This is a genomic window from Terrisporobacter mayombei (assembly GCF_020748465.1).
GTDB classification, from domain to species: Bacteria; Bacillota; Clostridia; order Peptostreptococcales; family Peptostreptococcaceae; genus Terrisporobacter; species Terrisporobacter mayombei.
On record NZ_JAHZMP010000224.1, the window covers coordinates 1 to 456 of the forward strand.

The 456-nt window shown below is 48.0% G+C and carries 1 protein-coding gene; it reads left to right on the forward strand.

What is annotated here, in order from left to right:
- Nucleotides 1–439 (forward strand): thiosulfate reductase cytochrome B subunit (gene phsC, locus K0039_RS21270; protein ID WP_228106889.1); only part of this gene is annotated, 439 nt, incomplete at its 5' end.
- Between the last annotated feature and the right edge of the window lie 17 nt (nucleotides 440–456).

Here is a 456-nt window from a genome sequence, read left to right on the forward strand (position 1 = left end):
TTTGTTACGGGCATGCTGGCTCGGCTTTGTGCTGATCAATGCCGTTGGGGATAATGGTCACCACTATCGCATTCGTCGTCAGGGGGGGCTGGAACGAGCGGCAAAACAAACGCGATTTTATTTGTTTGGCATTATGCAGGGGGAAGAACATCCTTTCCCGGCAACAACCCAGTCTAAATTTAATCCCTTACAGCAGGTCGCTTATGTTGGTGTCATGTATGGATTGCTGCCGTTGTTACTATTGACGGGGCTGCTGTGTCTCTATCCGCAAGCCGTGGGAGATGTGTTTCCTGGCGTAAGATACTGGTTATTGCAGACACATTTTGCTCTGGCATTTATAAGCCTCTTTTTTATCTTCGGTCATCTTTATCTTTGCACCACGGGGCGTACGCCACACGAAACCTTTAAAAGCATGGTCGATGGCTATCACCGGCACTAACGAATGATCATTACACA